Origin of the sequence: Nocardioides sp. AE5, from assembly GCF_031844485.1 — a bacterium.
Classification (GTDB): domain Bacteria; phylum Actinomycetota; class Actinomycetes; order Propionibacteriales; family Nocardioidaceae; genus Nocardioides.
Map to the genome: position 1 here is coordinate 65,400 of NZ_JAUZVI010000009.1, position 14,748 is coordinate 80,147.

Genomic DNA, 14,748 nt, shown 5'->3' on the forward strand with positions numbered 1-14,748 from the left:
AGTTGTGGTGCCCGGGGGCGGGCAATAGCCTCGGAGCACACCCGGCCCGAGGAGCAGCCATGACCGAGAAGTTCGATTCCCTCAACCCGGCCACCGGAGAGGTGGTCGGCACCCACCCCGTCGACGACGCCGCCGCCGTCGACGCCACGGTCGCGCGCGCCCGGGCGATGGTCGAGTGGTGGACCTCGATCGGCTTCGATGGCCGCAAGGACGTGCTGGACCGCTGGCGCCGGGTGATCACCCACCGGCTCGACGAACTGGTCGAAGTGGTCCACCTCGAGACCGGCAAGCCGCGGCCCGACGCCCTGCTCGAGGCCACCCTCGCCCTGGACCACCTGCAGTGGGCCGCCGCCAACGCGAAGAAGGTGCTCGGCCGGCGCCGGATGTCGCCGGGCCTGCTGATGGCCAACCAGGCCGCGCAACTCGAATACCGCCCGCTCGGCGTGGTCGGCGTGATCGGACCCTGGAACTACCCGGTCTTCACCCCGATGGGCTCGATCTCCTATGCCCTGGCGGCCGGCAATCCGGTGGTCTTCAAGCCCAGTGAGCACACCCCGGGCGTGGGTGTGTGGCTCGCCGACTCCCTGGGCGACGTGCTCCACGATCAGTCGATCTTCTCGGTGGTCACCGGCTTCGGCGAGACCGGCGCCGCCCTCTGCCGCGCCGACATCGACAAGCTTGCCTTCACCGGCTCCGGTCCGACCGGCAAGCGGATCATGGCCGCCTGCGCGGAGAAGCTGATCCCGGTGATCATCGAGGCCGGCGGCAAGGACCCGCTCCTGGTCGACGAGGACGCCGACATCGCCGCCGCGGCCGACGCTGCCGCCTGGGGTGCCTTCTCCAACGCCGGCCAGACCTGCACCGGCGTGGAGCGGGTCTATGTCCACGAGCGGGTGTACGACGAGTTCCTCGGCGAACTGACCCGGATCGCCTCCGGTGCCCGCGGTGCCGCCGACGGGAACTATGGCCCGATGACGATGCCGAAGCAGCTCGACGTGGTCCGCCGCCACATCGACGACGCGCTGGCCCGGGGTGGCCGGGCCGTGGTCGGCGGACCGGACGCGGTCGGGGAGCGCTTCGTGCAGCCCACCGTCCTGGTCGACGTGCCCGAGGACTCGACCGCTGTCACCGAGGAGACCTTCGGTCCCACCGTCACGGTGCGCAAGGTGCGCGACATGGACGAGGCCGTCGAGTTGGCCAACGCCACGACGTACGGGCTGGGCGGCACCGTCTTCGGCCGCAAGCGTGCCGAGGAACTGGCCTGGCGGCTGCGGTCGGGGATGACCGCGATCAACGCGGTGATCGCCTTCGCCGGGGTGCCCTCACTGCCGTTCGGCGGCATCGGCGAGTCCGGGTTCGGCCGGATCCACGGCGCCGATGGTCTGCGTGAGTTCACTTATGCCAAGTCCGTCACCCGGCAGCGGATGAAGCCGGCGCTGGCGCTGACCACGCTGGCCCGCGACGCGAAGACGGACGAGCGGCTCGGCAAGCTGGTCAAGTTCATCTACGGGCGCTGAGGTGCCTCGCAAGCCCAGGCGCGTGCAGCCCTCGCCCATCGCCGCGGCGGTCCAGGCCTACGCCGCGATGCAGCCGGCGCTGCGGCGGGCCACCGGGGAGTACGTCGACCTGGTCACCGGCCTCCTCGACGACGCGGGCATCAACTACCTCTCGGTCACCGGACGGACCAAGTCGGTCGCCTCGTTCGCGGACAAGGCGACCCGGACCCCGGACGGCTCGGCGGCGTACGACGATCCGCTCGAGGAGATCACCGACCAGATCGGGGTGCGGGTGATCACCTACGTGCACAGTGACGTGGCCGCTGTCGCCGACCTGCTCGCCGGTGAGTTCACCATCCTCGACGACCGCGACCTCGGCGCCGAGAACGCCCGCCAGGGACGGTGGGGATATTCGAGTCGCCACGTGTTGCTGACCCCCGACGCGGACGACCCCGAGGACCCCGACGATTCCGCGGCGTACTCCGGGCTGCGCGGGTTGCGGGCCAGCGTCCAGATCCGCACCGTGCTGCAGCACGCATGGGCCGAGTTCGAGCACGACATCCGCTACAAGGGGACGATCCCCGACGAGCACGCCACCGACCTGGACCGCCGCTTCACCCTGGCCGCGGGACTGCTGGAACTGGCCGACCGCGAGTTTTCCAAGATCCGCGACCGGATCCGCACCAGCGTGGTCGACGAGCGCTCCCCGGCCGACGACGAGGACCCGCGCATCGACGCCAAGGAACTGGCCACCTTCCTGGCCGGCATCTTCCCGGACGCCGAGTGGTCACGCGCGGACCACTACGGCTGGATCTCCGGGCTGCTGCTCGAGTTGGGCATCGTCTCCCTCGACGAGCTGCAGGGGCTGCTCTCGACCATCGACCGGGCAGCGATCAACGAACGGATGGGCTACAAGTACCCACCCGGCGTGGTACGCCGCCTGGACGACGTACTGCTGGCGGTCTTCGGTGCCCGGTACGTCGGGCTGCACGGCAATGCGCACCGCACCGGCCTGCTGGCCGACCGGTTGGAGAAGATCCGCCCCTGACCGGCCGTTGCCCGGTTGCGTCGGGTGCAGATGCACCGTTTCGGCCCCGAAACGCGTGGATCCAGGGCCGTTCCGGTGCATATGCACCGCAGCGCCCCGGGGGCGGCGCGTGACAAGGTTCCGTCTCACCAGGGGCTGGGCTGGTAGTCCTTCACGAAGCAGCCGTAGATGTCCTCGCCGGCCTCGCCCTGCACGATCGGGTCATAGACCCGGGCAGCACCGTCGACCAGGTCCAGCGGCGCGTGCCACCCCTCGGCCGCGATCCGCAGCTTCTCCTGGTGCGGGCGCTCGTCGGTGATCCAGCCGGTGTCGACCGCAGTCATCAGGATCCGGTCGGTCTCGAACATCTCCCCGGCACTGGTCCGGGTCATCATGTTCAGCGCCGCCTTGGCCATGTTGGTGTGCGGGTGGCCAGGCCCCTTGTAACGCCGGGAGAACTGCCCCTCCATCGCGCTCACGTTCACCACATAGGCACGACGCGCACCCGCCTGTACGGCGGCACGCATCGCGGGTCGGAGCCGCGAGACCAGCAGGAATGGTGCGATCGAGTTGCAGAACTGCACCTCGAGCAACTCCAGCGGGTCGACCTCGTCGACCACCTGGGTCCACGAGTTGTTGGTCTGGGTGTCGGGCAGCAGTCCGCCCGCATCGACGGCGGTGCCGGCCAGGTGCGCTTCCAGTGAGGCGTGTCCGGCCTTGAGGGCCAGCGAGGTCAGCGACGCCGCGTTGTGCGCGGCCCGCGCGTGCTCGAGCGACTCGCCCTCGTGCTGCGCCACCGAGACCTGGTCCAGGGCCCCGGCGATCGCGGCCGGATGCGCCTGGGAGATCCGGTCGAAGGCGACCATCTCCGGCAGTTCGCGATCGGTGGGCAACGGGGCCGACTCCATCTCCACCAGCTGGGAGTAGGCGCCGGGTGAGCGGCGTACCGTCTGGCAGGCGTTGTTGATCAGGATGTCGAGCGGCCCGGCGGCTGCCACGTCATCGGCCAGTGCGATCACCTGGGTGGGGTCGCGCAGGTCGATGCCGACCACCTTGAGCCGGTGCAGCCACTCGCCGGAGTCCTCGAGCGAGGAGAAGCGGCGTACGGCGTCCTTGGGGAACCGGGTGGTGATGGTGGTGTGGGCGCCGTCGCGGAGCAGGCGCAGCGCGATGTACATCCCGATCTTGGCCCGGCCGCCGGTGAGCAGTGCCCGCTTGCCGCTCAGGTCGGTGCGCTGGTTGCGCTTGGTGTGGCTGAACGCGGCACAGGTCGGGCAGAGCCAGTGATAGAACGCGTCGACCAGGGTGAAGTCCTGCTTGCAGATGTAGCAGCCCCGGGCGGTGATCAGCTCCCCGGCGAAGGCGCCCTGGGCGGTCGAGACCAGCGGGATGCCGGCGGTCTCGTCGTCGATCCGCATCGCCGACCCGGTCGCGGTCTTCTCGATGATCTCCTGGTCGTGGGCCTGGCGGGCCAGGCGGATCTCGGCCCGGCGGGACTTCTTGATCAGCTTGTACATGTAGGACGCGGCCCGCTTCATGGTCCGTACGTCGTCGTGGTCCGGGTGCAGCTGCGGGATCTGCCGCAGCACCTTGATCGCGATCGCCAGCTCGTCGGGGTCGATCCGCTCCAGCGGCTGGTCGGCGTCGGGGCGTGGGGCATGCGAGGTCACCGGCAGATTCTAGGTGGTGCGAGGATGCCCTCATGTCCGAGACCACCTGCCGCTGCGCCGCTGGAACGCGCGGCGTACCGCCGTGGCGTCAGCGCGACACGCCGGCCAGCCCGGCGTCGTTCCTCTGCGGCGTCCTGGTGCTGGCTCTGGCGGCAGCGCTCCTCACCGTCCCGCGACAGGAAGCCGCAACCGTGGTCGGACTTGGCCTGGTGGCGGTCACCGTGCTGCTGGGGCTCATCGCCGCGGTCGTCGCGTTCCGGGCCGGACACCGGCGAACCGGTTGCGTGGTCGCGCACGGCCTGTGGGGTGGCGTGGCCTGGCTCGGGCTGCCGGTGCGGATCGTGTTCTCGATCCCGTTCTGAGGCCTGGGCGACAGGAGTGATCAGGGGACTGCTCGCGGACACCCGCCCGCTGCGCAACGACCACTTCCGGCGGCTGTGGGTGGCCAACGTGATCACCGTGATCGGTGCCCAGCTCACCGTCGTGGTGGTGCCGGCGCAGATCTATGCGATGACCGGCTCCTCGGCGTACGTCGGCCTGACCGGGCTCTTCGGCCTGGTGCCGCTGGTGGTCTTCGGGCTCTGGGGCGGAGCACTGGCCGACGCGATGGACCGGCGGAAGTTGCTGGTGGTGACCACCATCGGCCTGATCGTGACCAGTGGCCTCTTCGCGGTGCAGGCGGCCCTGGGCAACCAGGACGTGTGGCTCCTGCTCGGGCTCTTCTCGCTGCAGCAGGCCTTCTTCGCGGTCAACCAGCCGGCGCGCTCGGCGGTGCTGCCGAAGATCCTGCCGCTGCACCTGCTGCCGGCGGCGAACTCGTTGAACATGACGGTGATGATGGCCGGCGCGATCGCCGGGCCGCTGGTCGGCGGGGTGCTGATCCCGGTGCTCGGCTATGCGTGGCTCTACCTGGTCGACACCGTCTTCCTCTTCGCCACGTTGTACGCCGTCCTCGCACTGCCGCCGTTGCCGATCGAGGGGGTCACCAGTGCCCCGGGCCTGCGCTCGGTGATCGACGGGCTGCGCTACCTGCGCGGTCATCCGGTGCTGTTGATGTCCTTCGTGGTCGACATCATCGCGATGGTCTTCGGGATGCCGCGGGCGCTCTTCCCGGAGATGGCGCACGCGGACTTCGGTGGCCCCGACGAGGGTGGCCTGGCGTTCGCCCTGCTCTTCGCCGCGATCCCGGCCGGTGCAGTGATCGGTGGCGTCTTCTCCGGCTGGGTCTCCCGGATCTCGCGGCAGGGGCTGGCGGTGGTGATCGCGATCCTGGTCTGGGGCGCGGCGATGGCCTTCTTCGGGATCTTCGTCGGCTTCGCGAACGGCTCCGGCGGCGTGATGCTCGGATGCGCGGTGGCGATGCTGATGGTCGGCGGGGCAGCCGACATGGTCTCGGCGGCGTTCCGGCAGAGCATGCTTATGAGCGCTGCCTCCGACGCCGTACGCGGTCGGCTGCAGGGCGTCTTCATCGTGGTGGTGGCCGGCGGGCCGCGGATTGCCGACGTCGCCCACGGCGGTGCTGCGGCGATGGCCGGTACGGCGACTGCGGCCGCCGGTGGCGGGATCCTGGTCGTGGTGCTCACCGTCGTGGCGGCGGTGCTGGTGCCGGCACTGGTCCGCTACCGGGTGCGGGTCGAACCCGGCTCGGGCAGGGTGGACGGATGAGGATCTGGTCGCTGCACCCGGAGCAGCTCGACGTGAAGGGCTTGGTCGCCTGCTGGCGGGAGACCCTGCTGGCCCAGAAGGTGCTCCGCGGGCTCACCGAGGGCTATCGCAACCATCCCCAACTGGTCCGGTTTGCGGCGCTGGAGGACCCGGTGGCGGGGGTGGCGACGTACCTGCACGGCGTGGCCGACGAGGCGGATGCCCGCGGCTACAACTTCGACCGGACCCGGGTGGTGGTCCCGCCCGACGCGTCGATCCGGATCCCGGTCACCGAGGGGCAGGTCGCGTACGAGTGGGCGCACCTGCTCGGCAAGCTCGCCTCGCGTGACCCGGAGCGGCACGGCGTACTCGTGGGAGCCGCGCCGCGCCTGCATCCGCTCTTCGACCTGGTGCCCGGGCCGGTGGAGGCCTGGGAGGTCACTCCCCGGGTGGGATGACCGCCCGCACCCGGGTGATGAACTCGCCGAAGCGCGCCATCCAGTTGGCCAGGAACTCCTCGGTCTCCGGCACGGTGACGTTGCCGTCGTCGTCGACCAGGCCCTTGGTGAACTCGATGTAGGCCTCGGGTGCGTTCATCTGCGGTGAGTCGCAGAAGCCCAGGATCGAGCGGAGGGTCTGCTGGGCCACCGCGGTGCCGAGCTTCCCGGGCGAGGCGCCGATGACAGCAGACGGCTTGCGGGAGAACGAGTTGGTGCCCCACGGGCGGCTGCCCCAGTCGATCGCGGTCTTCAGCGACCCCGGGATGGAGCGGTTGTATTCGGGGGTGACGAAGAGGAACGCATCCACCGACGCCAGGTGCTCCTTGAGGCGCTGGGCCGGAGCCGGATAGTTCGCGTCGAGATCGCGGTTGTAGAGCGGCAGGTCGCCGATCTCGATCTCGGTGAAGACGAGGTTGTCGGGGGCCAGGTTGATCAGGGCATTGGCCAGGCGGCGGTTGATCGACTCCTTCGAGAGGCTGCCGATCAGGTAGCCCACGGTGTGCTCGGTCATCGAGTCCTCCGTTCCGTTGGTGACGTCCGGCCACCGTCTCACACCCGTTGTCCACAGGCTGATGAGGTGCTCTGGTCGTCGGTCCGTGAAACTCCTACGCTGTTGCCGGTGCCGTGTGGCGGCGCTCTTCTCGGGAACGGATGGCTTGTGATGATCGACGTACGACGCGCTGTGGCGGGATCTGTGGTGTTCGGCCTGCTGGTGGTCGGCGGCTGCAGTGGTGAGGACGAGCCGGGGACGCCCGTGGAGTTGCCGTCGTTGTCCCCCTCGGTGGAGCAGCCCTCGGAGGCGCGATTCGAACCGTCGCCTGCCCCCGAGCGGCCCGCGGAGGGGTGGCCGGAGGAGCAATCGTCCGCCGAGGTGACGCCCGAGGAGGTGGCGCGGGCCTGGTTCGATGCCTACAACGACGCGCTGTTGAGCGGCGACACCACCCGGATGCGTGCGATGTTCATCGAAGGATGCGGCACGTGCGAGGCATTGGCGGACCAGGTCGAGCGCTTCTACGGTGCGGGCGGCGGCATGCGGTTCGCCGAGACTCCCTACACGCCATCGAACTTCGAGGTGATGAATGCGGATGCCGAGTCCACGACGTTGAGTTTCGATCTCGCAATCGCCGCTGGTGAGTCTGCGTCAAGCTCGGATGCCGAGGTCGTGACCTTCGATGCTGAACAGGAACGATGGGCCATCGCCATTCGCGAACGTAGCGGCAGGCTCCTGCTTGAACAGATAGGTGAGATTCAGTGAGGCTGGTCAGCGCAGCCTTGGCAGCGCTCATCTTCACTCTGCTCCCAGGGTTTGAGACCGCTTCGGCTGAACCTTCAACCTGCACGTGGACTGTCGTCAGCCAGGTCCGCAATGGCGAGGTTCACACCACCGTGACCTGCGCGGAGAGTGCTCAGACCAATGAAGCCGTGGTGGAAGCAGAGAAGGCCGAGCCCGCGGCCGGTGTCGCCGCGGGCAACTGTTACCTGGTCATTGCCGGGCAGCCGTTGTCGGCCGATGAGCGGCGTGAGATCTGTGAACGACCAGCCGGTGCGTCCGGTCCGTCGCTGAATGAACTGGTGGCGATGGAGTTCCAGCGGACCGCGATCCCGGCATCGTCGATCGCGATCCAGCCGCCCGAGGGGGTGACCCTGGTCAACCTGGACACGCTCTTCGCGACCGACGCGGTTGCCTTCGAGGAGGGCTTCACCTTGCTGGGTCGTGAGGTGACGCTGCGCATCACGCCCGTGGAGTTCGAGTGGATCACCGGTGACGGTGGCTCCTTCACCACCACCACTCCGGGGATGGCATACGAGCAGGGGCGTCCGATGACCGACTACGTGTCGTGGAAGTACCTGCAGCCGGCGCAGGCCCTGGGCCCGAGCGTCAACGTCACCTGGACAGCGGAGTTCCGGATCGCCGGAGGAGACTGGTTGCCGGTGCAGGGCACGGTGACGACGACCGGTCCGGCGGCTGAACTGGAGGTCAAGGAGGCCGTCCCGGTCCTGGTCGGCGGTGACGGCTGACCCGGTTGCGTGAGGCGGGCCGGAGGGCGAAACCTTCCCTCGACCAAGGCATCCAGCCCGGCCACAATGTCACCCATGACCTGGACACGCGCGGAACTCGAGCAGGCCTTCTCCGACTACCAGGCCCGGGTGGTGACCGCGACCGAGACCGGCGACTGGAGCCATTTCGCCGCGTCGTTCACCGAGGACGCGACGTACGTCGAGCACGCCTACGGCAACTTCGCGGGCCGCGAGCAGATCGCCGCGTGGGCCCAGAAGACGATGACCAGCTTCCCGGCGACCGAGATGACGGCGTTCCCGCCGACCTGGTCGACCATCGACACCGAGCGCGGATGGGTGATCTGCGAGATCGCCAACCCGATGCGCGATCCGGGCGACGGCATCGTCATCGCGCCGGCCAACGTCACCATCCTCCGCTACGGCGGCGAGGGCCTGTGGCGCGAGGAGGAGGACGTCTACAACCCGATGAACTTCATGGCCGACGTGACCCGCTGGCTGCGCATCGCTGCCGCCCATGACCGCCTCACCGACGAGGCGCGGGCGTGGGCGGCGAAGTTCCACATCGACCTCTGAACAGCGCCCCCGTAGTCTCGACGCATGTCTGCGATCGAACTGGGTGCCGCTAACTTCGAGTCCACCATCACCGACAACGAGATGGTCCTGGTGGACTTCTGGGCCTCCTGGTGCGGTCCGTGCCAGCAGTTCGCGCCGGTCTACGAGGCCGCCGCCCAGAAGCACGACGACATCGTCTTCGGGTCGATCAACACCGAGACCGAGCAGCAACTCGCTGCGGCCGCACAGGTCCGCTCCATCCCGACGCTGATGGCGTTCAAGGGCGGCAAGCTGGTCTTCAACCAGGCCGGAGCCCTGCCCGCGGACGCACTCGAGCAGCTGATCACCGCTGTCCGGGAACTGGACCTCCCCGAGGACGAATGACCCCGGGCCGCATCATGGCGCCATGAGCAACGAGAACGACCCCCAGCGCCGCTCCCGGGTGCGCACCGTCCTCGACGTGGACCGGACGATCAACAAGCTCGACGCCACCGCCGACCGCCTCAACGACACCCTGGACACGTTCGGTGAGTTGCTCGTCGACTTCACCGCAGCGCTGCGCGAGTTCAACGCCTCCGTCGCCGGCTTCAACGGCACCGTCGACGACTTCCAGGACGTGGTCGACCGCGCCGATGGCCTGCTGGGGCGGGCCGAGTTCCTGCTCACGCCGCTGGCCGCGACCCAGCAGGTGGGCGGCCAGTTGAAGGCCGCCAGCCAGATGGCCGGACAGGTGGCCAGCCAGGTCGCCTCCGCAGCGGTCAAGCGCGGCAAGGATCTCACCCAGCGCTGAGGCCAGGCACCGGCTGGTCGTCCTCGCGCGGCCCGAACGCCCCGATCGCCGCGGCATGCCCGTTCAGGTTGCCCCACGCCTGCAGTTGCGCCTGGCTGCGCCGGGAGAACATCCCCCGGAAGAGTTCGTACGGCGCCACGTCGAGCGGTGGCAGGTCGCCCGGCAGCAGGCGCTCGCGGGCAGCGTCGAGCACCGGCTCCCAGCACGCCGGATCGGGTACGCCGAGCCCGAGTGACTCGTGCAGGTCGGCCAGGTGCACCGAGATGTCCCAGACCATCGCCGGCACCTCCGCCGCCTCGGCCAGCTGGACCAGTTGGTCGCGGTGGGCATGCAGTTCGTCGATCAGGTGCGCCACAGGAACGGCGGAGCGCTCGGCGACGTGCCGCGCGGTCCACGTCCGCGAGGGGGCGCCGTCCATCCGGCCGTGGACGTTGTCGCAGCTGACCCCGGCCAGGTGCGCCACCACCGACCGGACGGTCCATCGCGGGGTGGCCGGCACGGTGGTCTCGAGCTGCTCGGGGGAGAGCCCGTCCACCAGCCGACCCAGTGAGTCGAGGCATGCGTCGTACACCTGTGCCGAGACCGTCATGGTTCGAAACTAGACCGGCCACGGCCTCCAGCCAACCGCCTACGATGCGTCCATGGTGTTCTTCGACCTGGCTGACCCCTCCTTCGACGTCACCTCGCCGCTGGTCCACGCCACCCGCGAGGAGCAGTGGTACGTCGAGACGTCGTACGGCTGGGCGGTGCTGCGCCACGCCGAGGCGAGCGCCCTGCTCCGCGACCGGCGCTTTCAGCAGGGCAACGCCAAGTGGCCGGCGCAGAACGGCATCCACTCCGGGCTCTTCTCCGACTGGTGGAAGGAGACGCTGCTCAGCCTCGAGGGCGACGACCACATGCGGATCCGGCGCCTGCTGATGCCGGCCTTCCGCAACCGGGTGATCGCCGCGATGCGCCCGCAGTTCCAGGACCTGGCCAACGAACTGATCGACGCGTTCGCCCCGCGCGGCGAGGTCGAGTTCATCTCGGAGTTCGCCGAGCCGTACGCCGCCCGGATCATCTGCCAGTTGATGGGGCTGCCCGACGAGGACTGGCGCAAGATCGCGCACTGGGCCGACGAACTCGGCTTCTCCTTCTCCATCGACGTCGGCAACCAGGTGCCGCGGATCGAGGCCGCGATCACCGGGCTGGCGGCACATCTGGAGGAGGTGGTGGCCGAGAGGCAGGGGCAGCCCCGCGACGACCTGGTCACCGCCCTGGTCCAGGCCAGCGAGGACGGCGACCGCCTCGACCGGCACGAGCTCAGCGTGGCGCTGGTCTTCCTGGTCTTCGCCGGGATGGAGACCACCCGCAACCAGTTGGGCCTGGCCGTGCAGACCCTGCTCAAGCACCCTGACCAGTGGGCCCTGCTCGCCGCGCGGCCCGACCTGGGCGCCGACGCGGTCGAGGAAGTGATGCGGGTCAACCCGACCGTCACCTGGGTGACCCGCGAGGCGATCGAGGACGTCGACCTCAACGGGCTGCACATCCCCGCCGGTGGGGTGGTCCAGGTCCTCTCCCACGCGGCCGGGACCGACCCGGCAGCGATGCCGGACCCCTCGTTCGATATCGCCGCTGCCAACCAGCGCCCGCCCCACCTGGGCTTCGGGGCCGGCGTACACCACTGCCTGGGCCACTTCGTGGCCCGCACCGACATGGCGGTGGCGCTGCCGCTGCTGGCCCAGCGGATGCCTGAGGCGGTGCCGGACGGTCCGGGCGAGTGGCTGCCGGTCTCCGGCAACACGGGTGCCTTGCGGTTCCCGATCAGGTTCCGGCCGCAGCAGCCCGCTGACCATCCGGTGGTGCCAGTGGCTGGTCCTTCGGTGTCCACGGGCCGCCCTGGCCGCTAGGTTCGATCCATGGGCACCAACCAGCGCTCCCAGGTCGCGATGACCCCTGCGGAGATCGAGTCGTTCATTGCCGGCAAGCGGACCGCCAACCTGGTCACCCTCGGCGCGGACGGGCATCCCCATGCCGTGGCGATGTGGTTCGCCGTGGTCGATGGGCGGATCTGGTTCGAGACGAAGGCCAAGGCGCAGAAGGCGGTCAACCTGGGCCGCGATCCGCGGTGCACGGTGCTGCTGGAGGACGGCCTCACCTATGACACGCTGCGCGGCGTCTCGATGGAGGGCACGGCGCGGATCTCGGACGACCCCGACGAGTTGTGGGCGGTGGGGGTGAGCGTGTGGGAGCGCTATCACGGCCCGTACAGCGACGAGGTCAAGCCGCTGGTGGAGTTCATGCTCAACAAGCGCGTCGTCGTGGAGTTCACCCCGACCCGGACCCGGTCGTGGGACCACCGCAAGCTGGGCCTGGACCCGATGCCGCTCGGCGGGACCACCGCTCCCTGATAGCGCCGAGGCGGCACGTGTTGACGGGTTTTCCGTCAACACGTGCCGCCTCGGCGTCGTGGTGCGTCGACTCGTGCCGACTCGACGAAGGGGTCAGGCGTTCTTGATCGCCGAGACGTCGAACTTGAGCTTGACCTTCTCCGAGACCAGCACGCCACCGGTCTCCAGGGCGGCGTTCCAGGTCAGGCCCCAGTCCTTGCGGTTGACGGCGACCTCGCCCTCGAAGCCGATCCGGGTGTTGCCGAACGGGTCCTGGGCGGAGCCGATGAACTCGAACGGGATGGTGACCGACTTGGTGATGCCCTTGATGGTCAGGTCGCCGGTGATGTCCCAGTCGTCACCATCGGCGGTGACGTTGGTGGACTTGAAGGTGATGTTCGGGTGGTTCTCGATGTCGAAGAAGTCGGCAGAGGCGAGGTGGCCGTCGCGGTCCGCCGAACCGGTGTCGACGGAGTTGACCGCGATGGTCAGTTCGACGCTCGAGTTGCCCGGGTTCGCGGCGTCCACGTGGGCGGTGCCCTGGAACTCCTTGAAGGCGCCGCGGACGGTGGTGACCATGGCGTGGCGGGCCTGGAAACCGATGCCGGTGTGCGAGGCGTCAATGGTGTAGTCGCCGGTGATGTCGGAGACCGCGCGGGTGGCGGCGTCGAAGACCTGCTCGGGGGCGTTGTTCTTGCGGCTGAAGATGCTCATGATGATGTCTCCTGGGGGTCGGGTTCTCGGGCTTTCATTGAACCTTCAACTACATCGTACGCCGGTTGATTCCGGAGGGCGCTGTGATCTGCGTCACCCGGCATCGTCGACGCCGCCCCAGGAGCGGGCGATCTGGGCGCCGACGTCGATCGTGCGGGCGGCCCGGATGGTCGGCTTCTCCAGTTCGCGGGCGACGTACTTGGCCACGAAGCGCTTGATCTCCGCCTCCATCCCGCCGACCCGCTGGACCAGGCTGGCCCGCAGGCCACCCGCGGTGAGGGCCAGGCCCACCTGGTCGGGACGCGGGGGAGTCGCCTCGATGAAGACCACGCAGGTATGGGCCGGCCGCGCAGTGAGTTCGATCGGCACCGTCAGGCGCGCCTCGAACCGCTGCTTGTCCATCTGCAGGTCCAGGCGGAGCCGCAGGTCAACCGGGATCTCCACGCTGATCCGGACCGCCTCGCCGTCGGCGCGGGTTGCGGTGGGAATGCCGATGGCTCCGGTCGCGGCGACCTTGGCGATCCGGCCCGGCCCGACGCCGATCGGGCCGAAGTCGATCGGTTCCCCGGCCAGTTGCCCGACCGCGGCCAGGATTCGCTCTGGCGTCACCGCCACTGCGAAGAAGTCGCGCCCGAACTCCTCGTACGACGCGTAGCTGACGGCAGGGGCCTCCTGGGCACTGTTCATACCTGTCGACAGTAGACCCGTGAGGGGAGTTTCGCCTGCACTCGTTGGGGAAACTCGACAAAGGTTGAAAGAAGAATCTTTTCCGAAAAGCGTGACCTGGGTCATCTTCTTGACGTACTGTCACCAAACCGCACAGTCACAGCAAGCACTCAAGGCCGAGCAATCGGGAGGGAGTCAGCGATGATCGAGTTCCACCAACGGACCAGCCTGCGTTCCGCCCTGCTCGGGACTGCGGCCAAGCTCATCGCCCGCCCGGTCTTCAACTACTTCCCGGTCACCGGCCCCGTTGCCCCACTGGTCCACGCGGTCGACTTCGGAGCGAGCCTCGCCCCGCGCAACAAGGCCACCCGCTGCGAGCAGGTGACCGGCGACGGGTGGTTCGGTGAACTGATCACCCCGCGCGGCGTCCGCTCAGGCCCCGGCGCGCTGGTCTACTTCCACGGCGGCGCCTTCCTCTTCTGCGGACTGGGCACCCACCGCCGCATCGTCGAGCAACTCAGCCTGCGCTCCGGCCTCCCGGTGCTCTCGGTCGCCTATCGCCAGCACGGCAAGGGCCTGGTCGACCAGTCCATCGCCGACTGCGTCGACGCCACCAACTGGATGATCCGCCGCGGTTTCGCCCCCGGCGACCTGGTCCTGGCCGGCGACTCGGCCGGCGGCCACCTCGCCTTCGCGGTCGGCCTGGAGGCCACCGCCCAGGGCATCGACCTGGCCGGCGTGGTCGGACTCTCCCCGTGGCTGGAGTTCGACAACACCGAGCGCCGCAACCACCCGAACGCGCGCCGCGACCACTACATCCCCTCGCGCCGCCTCGACGCCGTCGCCCGGTTGGTCACCGGCCGCCCGATCCTCGACCCCGGGCAGTCGCCGGTCAACCGCGACCTGACCAAGCTGCCCCCGGTGCTGCTCATGTGTGGTGCCGACGAGGTGCTCCGCTATGACGCCGAACTGATGACCGAGCGGTTGATCCGCGCCGGTGTCCCGGTCCGCACCCACATCTGGGAGGGCCAGGTGCACGCCTTCCCGGTGCTGAGCGGCCTCCTGCCGGAGAGCATCGCCGCGGTGGACATGGTGGCCGGGTTCGTCAACGAGCGCGTCGGCAGCCAGGTCCGGCGCCCCCGCCGGTTGCGCGCCGTCGCCGACCTCGCGGTCTGACCCGTACGCCGCACGATCGGGCGCACATGCACCGTTGCGGCCCCTCCGCGCGCGGATTCAGGGCCGATCTGGTGCATGTGCACCGTTGCGTCCCTGGGCGCGGCCGGGCGTGCGGACTGACGGCC

The 14,748-nt window shown here is 69.3% G+C and carries 18 protein-coding genes; 13 read left to right on the plus strand and 5 right to left on the minus strand.

Going from position 1 to position 14,748, the window contains the following annotated elements; translation table 11 throughout:
• The first annotated feature begins 59 nt into the window (after positions 1 to 59).
• Both Q9R27_RS13635 and Q9R27_RS13640 read left to right on the plus strand, forming a co-directional pair.
• Positions 60 to 1,517, plus strand: a complete 1,458-nt coding sequence (locus Q9R27_RS13635; protein ID WP_311252936.1) for an aldehyde dehydrogenase family protein — start codon at positions 60 to 62, stop codon at positions 1,515 to 1,517.
• A 22-nt stretch (positions 1,518 to 1,539) separates the two neighbouring features.
• Positions 1,540 to 2,544 (plus strand): (p)ppGpp synthetase, encoded by a 1,005-nt coding sequence (locus tag Q9R27_RS13640; RefSeq protein ID WP_311252937.1) that lies wholly within the window; start codon positions 1,540 to 1,542, stop codon positions 2,542 to 2,544.
• A 125-nt stretch (positions 2,545 to 2,669) separates the two neighbouring features.
• Here the strand turns inward: Q9R27_RS13640 and Q9R27_RS13645 are convergent, their stop codons facing one another.
• A complete protein-coding gene (locus Q9R27_RS13645; protein WP_311252938.1) occupies positions 2,670 to 4,193 on the minus strand; it encodes an SDR family NAD(P)-dependent oxidoreductase in 1,524 nt (507 codons plus the stop codon).
• Between the two features lie 32 nt (positions 4,194 to 4,225).
• Here Q9R27_RS13645 and Q9R27_RS13650 point away from each other — a divergent pair, with 32 nt between their 5' ends.
• The 3 genes from Q9R27_RS13650 to Q9R27_RS13660 are packed head-to-tail and all read left to right on the plus strand — an operon-like array spanning position 4,226 to position 6,295.
• On the plus strand, positions 4,226 to 4,555 hold the full coding sequence (locus tag Q9R27_RS13650) for a hypothetical protein (protein WP_311252939.1): 330 nt from the start codon (positions 4,226 to 4,228) through the stop codon (positions 4,553 to 4,555).
• A 16-nt stretch (positions 4,556 to 4,571) separates the two neighbouring features.
• Complete coding sequence (locus Q9R27_RS13655) at positions 4,572 to 5,858, plus strand: MFS transporter (protein WP_311252940.1); 1,287 nt, start codon at positions 4,572 to 4,574, stop codon at positions 5,856 to 5,858.
• The gene (locus Q9R27_RS13660) at positions 5,855 to 6,295 is read left to right on the plus strand and encodes a pyrimidine dimer DNA glycosylase/endonuclease V (RefSeq protein WP_311252941.1); all 441 of its coding nucleotides are present in this window, start codon (positions 5,855 to 5,857) and stop codon (positions 6,293 to 6,295) included. Before Q9R27_RS13655 ends, Q9R27_RS13660 begins: the two co-directional genes overlap by 4 nt.
• Here the strand turns inward: Q9R27_RS13660 and Q9R27_RS13665 are convergent.
• Entirely contained in the window at positions 6,276 to 6,848 is a 573-nt protein-coding gene (locus tag Q9R27_RS13665) for an NADPH-dependent FMN reductase (RefSeq protein WP_311252942.1), read from the minus strand. The genes Q9R27_RS13660 and Q9R27_RS13665 overlap by 20 nt on opposite strands.
• 150 nt (positions 6,849 to 6,998) lie before the next feature.
• Here Q9R27_RS13665 and Q9R27_RS13670 point away from each other — a divergent pair, with 150 nt between their 5' ends.
• From Q9R27_RS13670 to Q9R27_RS13690, 5 genes are all read left to right on the plus strand, one after another.
• On the plus strand, positions 6,999 to 7,592 hold the full coding sequence (locus Q9R27_RS13670) for a hypothetical protein (RefSeq protein WP_311252943.1): 594 nt from the start codon (positions 6,999 to 7,001) through the stop codon (positions 7,590 to 7,592).
• Between the two features lie 170 nt (positions 7,593 to 7,762).
• Positions 7,763 to 8,356 carry a hypothetical protein gene (locus tag Q9R27_RS13675; RefSeq protein WP_311252944.1) on the plus strand — a complete coding sequence of 198 codons (594 nt, stop codon included), beginning with the start codon at positions 7,763 to 7,765 and terminating at the stop codon, positions 8,354 to 8,356.
• A 75-nt stretch (positions 8,357 to 8,431) separates the two neighbouring features.
• A complete protein-coding gene (locus Q9R27_RS13680; protein WP_311252945.1) occupies positions 8,432 to 8,929 on the plus strand; it encodes a nuclear transport factor 2 family protein in 498 nt (165 codons plus the stop codon).
• A gap of 24 nt (positions 8,930 to 8,953) precedes the next feature.
• Positions 8,954 to 9,292: a thioredoxin gene (gene trxA / locus Q9R27_RS13685; RefSeq protein WP_311252946.1), complete on the plus strand. Its 339-nt coding sequence runs from the start codon at positions 8,954 to 8,956 to the stop codon at positions 9,290 to 9,292.
• 22 nt (positions 9,293 to 9,314) lie between these two features.
• Positions 9,315 to 9,698 carry a hypothetical protein gene (locus tag Q9R27_RS13690; protein WP_311252947.1) on the plus strand — a complete coding sequence of 128 codons (384 nt, stop codon included), beginning with the start codon at positions 9,315 to 9,317 and terminating at the stop codon, positions 9,696 to 9,698.
• Here Q9R27_RS13690 and Q9R27_RS13695 read toward each other — a convergent pair.
• Positions 9,685 to 10,287: a maleylpyruvate isomerase N-terminal domain-containing protein gene (locus Q9R27_RS13695; protein WP_311252948.1), complete on the minus strand. Its 603-nt coding sequence runs from the start codon at positions 10,285 to 10,287 to the stop codon at positions 9,685 to 9,687. The genes Q9R27_RS13690 and Q9R27_RS13695 overlap by 14 nt on opposite strands.
• 52 nt (positions 10,288 to 10,339) lie before the next feature.
• Between Q9R27_RS13695 and Q9R27_RS13700 the strand changes: the two genes are divergently transcribed.
• Together Q9R27_RS13700 and Q9R27_RS13705 are read left to right on the plus strand one after the other, a co-directional pair.
• Positions 10,340 to 11,587, plus strand: a complete 1,248-nt coding sequence (locus Q9R27_RS13700; RefSeq protein WP_311252949.1) for a cytochrome P450 — start codon at positions 10,340 to 10,342, stop codon at positions 11,585 to 11,587.
• Positions 11,588 to 11,596: 9 nt separating this feature from the next.
• Complete coding sequence (locus tag Q9R27_RS13705) at positions 11,597 to 12,088, plus strand: PPOX class F420-dependent oxidoreductase (RefSeq protein WP_311252950.1); 492 nt, start codon at positions 11,597 to 11,599, stop codon at positions 12,086 to 12,088.
• Positions 12,089 to 12,181: 93 nt separating this feature from the next.
• Here Q9R27_RS13705 and Q9R27_RS13710 read toward each other — a convergent pair whose 3' ends face one another.
• Positions 12,182 to 12,781 (minus strand): YceI family protein, encoded by a 600-nt coding sequence (locus tag Q9R27_RS13710; RefSeq protein WP_311252951.1) that lies wholly within the window; start codon positions 12,779 to 12,781, stop codon positions 12,182 to 12,184.
• Between the two features lie 93 nt (positions 12,782 to 12,874).
• Positions 12,875 to 13,468, minus strand: a complete 594-nt coding sequence (locus tag Q9R27_RS13715; RefSeq protein ID WP_311252952.1) for a hypothetical protein — start codon at positions 13,466 to 13,468, stop codon at positions 12,875 to 12,877.
• A 180-nt stretch (positions 13,469 to 13,648) separates the two neighbouring features.
• Between Q9R27_RS13715 and Q9R27_RS13720 the strand changes: the two genes are divergently transcribed.
• Complete coding sequence (locus Q9R27_RS13720) at positions 13,649 to 14,623, plus strand: alpha/beta hydrolase (protein ID WP_311252953.1); 975 nt, start codon at positions 13,649 to 13,651, stop codon at positions 14,621 to 14,623.
• Positions 14,624 to 14,748: the final 125 nt, after the last annotated feature.

Excerpts from the sequence above, each read along its gene's own strand:
- Q9R27_RS13635 (WP_311252936.1), top strand. The coding sequence starts at position 60 with ATGACCGAGAAGTTCGATTCCCTCAACCCGGCCACCGGAGAGGTGGTC.
- Q9R27_RS13650 (WP_311252939.1), top strand. The coding sequence starts at position 4,226 with ATGTCCGAGACCACCTGCCGCTGCGCCGCTGGAACGCGCGGCGTACCG.
- Q9R27_RS13660 (WP_311252941.1), top strand. The coding sequence starts at position 5,855 with ATGAGGATCTGGTCGCTGCACCCGGAGCAGCTCGACGTGAAGGGCTTG.
- Q9R27_RS13665 (WP_311252942.1), bottom strand. The coding sequence starts at position 6,848 with ATGACCGAGCACACCGTGGGCTACCTGATCGGCAGCCTCTCGAAGGAG.
- Q9R27_RS13670 (WP_311252943.1), top strand. The coding sequence starts at position 6,999 with ATGATCGACGTACGACGCGCTGTGGCGGGATCTGTGGTGTTCGGCCTG.
- Q9R27_RS13680 (WP_311252945.1), top strand. The coding sequence starts at position 8,432 with ATGACCTGGACACGCGCGGAACTCGAGCAGGCCTTCTCCGACTACCAG.
- trxA (WP_311252946.1), top strand. The coding sequence starts at position 8,954 with ATGTCTGCGATCGAACTGGGTGCCGCTAACTTCGAGTCCACCATCACC.
- Q9R27_RS13690 (WP_311252947.1), top strand. The coding sequence starts at position 9,315 with ATGAGCAACGAGAACGACCCCCAGCGCCGCTCCCGGGTGCGCACCGTC.
- Q9R27_RS13695 (WP_311252948.1), bottom strand. The coding sequence starts at position 10,287 with ATGACGGTCTCGGCACAGGTGTACGACGCATGCCTCGACTCACTGGGT.
- Q9R27_RS13700 (WP_311252949.1), top strand. The coding sequence starts at position 10,340 with ATGGTGTTCTTCGACCTGGCTGACCCCTCCTTCGACGTCACCTCGCCG.
- Q9R27_RS13705 (WP_311252950.1), top strand. The coding sequence starts at position 11,597 with ATGGGCACCAACCAGCGCTCCCAGGTCGCGATGACCCCTGCGGAGATC.
- Q9R27_RS13710 (WP_311252951.1), bottom strand. The coding sequence starts at position 12,781 with ATGAGCATCTTCAGCCGCAAGAACAACGCCCCCGAGCAGGTCTTCGAC.
- Q9R27_RS13715 (WP_311252952.1), bottom strand. The coding sequence starts at position 13,468 with ATGAACAGTGCCCAGGAGGCCCCTGCCGTCAGCTACGCGTCGTACGAG.
- Q9R27_RS13720 (WP_311252953.1), top strand. The coding sequence starts at position 13,649 with ATGATCGAGTTCCACCAACGGACCAGCCTGCGTTCCGCCCTGCTCGGG.